Annotated in this window: 3 protein-coding genes and 1 riboswitch; of the genes, 1 reads left to right on the top strand and 2 read right to left on the bottom strand. The window is 46.1% G+C overall.

The features are described from left to right. Positions 1-9 precede the first annotated feature (9 nt). Together HRU21_13150 and HRU21_13145 are read right to left on the bottom strand one after the other, a co-directional pair. Positions 10-393, bottom strand: a complete 384-nt coding sequence (locus tag HRU21_13150) for a hypothetical protein (GenBank protein NRA43236.1) — start codon at positions 391-393, stop codon at positions 10-12. 131 nt (positions 394-524) lie between these two features. Beyond that, positions 525-667, bottom strand: a riboswitch (TPP riboswitch). A 35-nt stretch (positions 668-702) separates the two neighbouring features. Continuing rightward, on the bottom strand, positions 703-1425 hold the full coding sequence (locus HRU21_13145; GenBank protein NRA43235.1) for an acyltransferase: 723 nt from the start codon (positions 1423-1425) through the stop codon (positions 703-705). A 132-nt stretch (positions 1426-1557) separates the two neighbouring features. Here HRU21_13145 and HRU21_13140 point away from each other — a divergent pair, with 132 nt between their 5' ends. Continuing rightward, the gene (locus HRU21_13140; protein NRA43234.1) at positions 1558-1824 is read left to right on the top strand and encodes a DUF1145 domain-containing protein; all 267 of its coding nucleotides are present in this window, start codon (positions 1558-1560) and stop codon (positions 1822-1824) included. Positions 1825-2039 lie beyond the last annotated feature (215 nt).

Here is a 2039-nt window from a genome sequence, read left to right as displayed (position 1 = left end):
CTCAAAACGCTAGTGCGCCGTATCTGGATCTGAGAGACGCTCACGGGTAAAAATAGATGACTCGTTTGGCAGCTCTAGTGTGTCGTCTCGCTCAACTATCCACTCACGCCTAACGTCAGGCAAACCCTTTCTGACATCAATCTCGCGCTCAGGATCAGTATAACTACCTGATGTGTCATAAACTCTTACCGCAGGGTTTTCCTCATAGGCGGGTTGATCTGGGTCAGAACCAGCAATAAGCGTAGGCGTTAGCGTGATTTCACGCATCGGCACCTGAATGTCATCACGCGAACCCTGCACGTATATCTTATGAGAGTTTGGAAATGGCTGAACCGAATCGGTGTCTACTTCAGCAATTGCGGCAAGGTTTTGAACGGATTTCTCTTTACTCATAAGATATGCCTCTTAACGGTGGTGCAGTCTAGTACGGGCTTGTCTTAAAAAACGATGATAGATTAGAGCGATGAGAAACAAGTGACAGCACCGGTGGGACAGTAAGCGACTAGAATAGCAGCGAGCGTCGAGTGCATTGCCAGCTTGTTCCCTCCGCGAGCATAATCTCGATCAGGTATTACGGGTATTTCTCAGCCTATACTTATTCCCTCTACTGATTATGCTTATGCAATGTATCAGACGGAAATATACTGCGGCACCCCGACAAGCAATTTATCTAATTCTACTTAGCCTAGACGCTATGCGCAATCAATCATTGCGTGTTGGCCAGATTAATGCCTTTAAGTAGCGCCAGAGGCTATTGTCTTTTAAGACCATATAATCGATTTTATCATACCAGCGCGCAAGGCCTTCTGGGTCACTGAAGAAATCACCGCGGGTTCGCATTTTTTGCGATACATCTAATTCTCTCACCACACGCGCTGGACTCCCGGCGACAATCACGTTTGCCGGCACATCTTTTGTCACCGTTGCATTTGCAGCGACAATCGAATTTTCACCGATAGTAACACCTTTCAACACCGTTGCCCGGTCACCCAACCAAACATTATCAGCGATCACGATTGGCGTGTAATCTTTGGGCCTAGCTGCACGATCATAGATGCCATGCCAGTCTGAATCGGCTATATAGACACCGTTAGCCATCATCACGCTATCACCAATGCGAATGCTGTGGCCCGAACTGATGCGGCAGCCTGGGCTGATCATCACATAATCGCCAATAATGATCTCACCCTCCTCAGGCTCATTACCCCACACGCCAATCCGCGTGCGCTGGTCTGGTTCTGAGATGACGGTAGCACATTTGCCAATCTGAATTCTTGGGCCACCGATTTCGGTATACCATGGCTTCATAAACGTATGATGATCGCCCAAGGCATCACACTTTGGAGCAATAAAGTGCTCGGTGTACCAAAATCGAAACTTAAGATAGATTTTTTTATACCAATAGGGTCTGAGATCTTTGCGCATAAAATTATCAACAGCTGGAAAGCTGCGCATTATGAAACATCGGGCGGATATTTGCTAATCTCGCTAGCATTCCTAAAGCTTGCCAGTTAGTATGCAAACGATAATGAAAAGAATAATAAGGAGCCAAGCCCAATGATCTTGGTGTTTAAACTATTAACTGCGATGGCATGGATGCTGATTTTGTTCAATCTTTTATCTCCGTTCTCGGCGCCCCTGGCGAACATTTTAAACTGGACAGGTGTAGGCTTAATCTTTGCCCACGCAATTGAGCTTGTCTTATATCTGCCGGTGATACAACGCGCTGGCGGCAGCCGCATGTATCATTCAATGCAAACGCTTATCTTTGGCTATGCACACTTTATGCAGATGCAGCAGTCTATCGCATCAAAAAACACGTAAGCCAAACTCTACACTGATATTGAGGTCGCTATGCCGGCAAATCGATTCGACAACTTAGCTATTGCACTGGCGCAATTTCTAATCAAGCACCCTCTTTGGGTTATCTTTGCCAGTATTATAATCACCAGTGCTGTGACAATGGGTGCGTCAAAGCTTAGCTTCTCAAATTCATACCGGATATTTTTCTCTGATGAGAACCCAGAACTTAAAGCATT

The sequence above is a fragment of the Pseudomonadales bacterium genome (genome assembly GCA_013215025.1).
Lineage (GTDB): Bacteria > Pseudomonadota > Gammaproteobacteria > Pseudomonadales > DT-91 > DT-91.
Note: the sequence above shows the minus strand (reverse complement) of the source record. Positions and strands in the feature narration are given on the sequence as shown.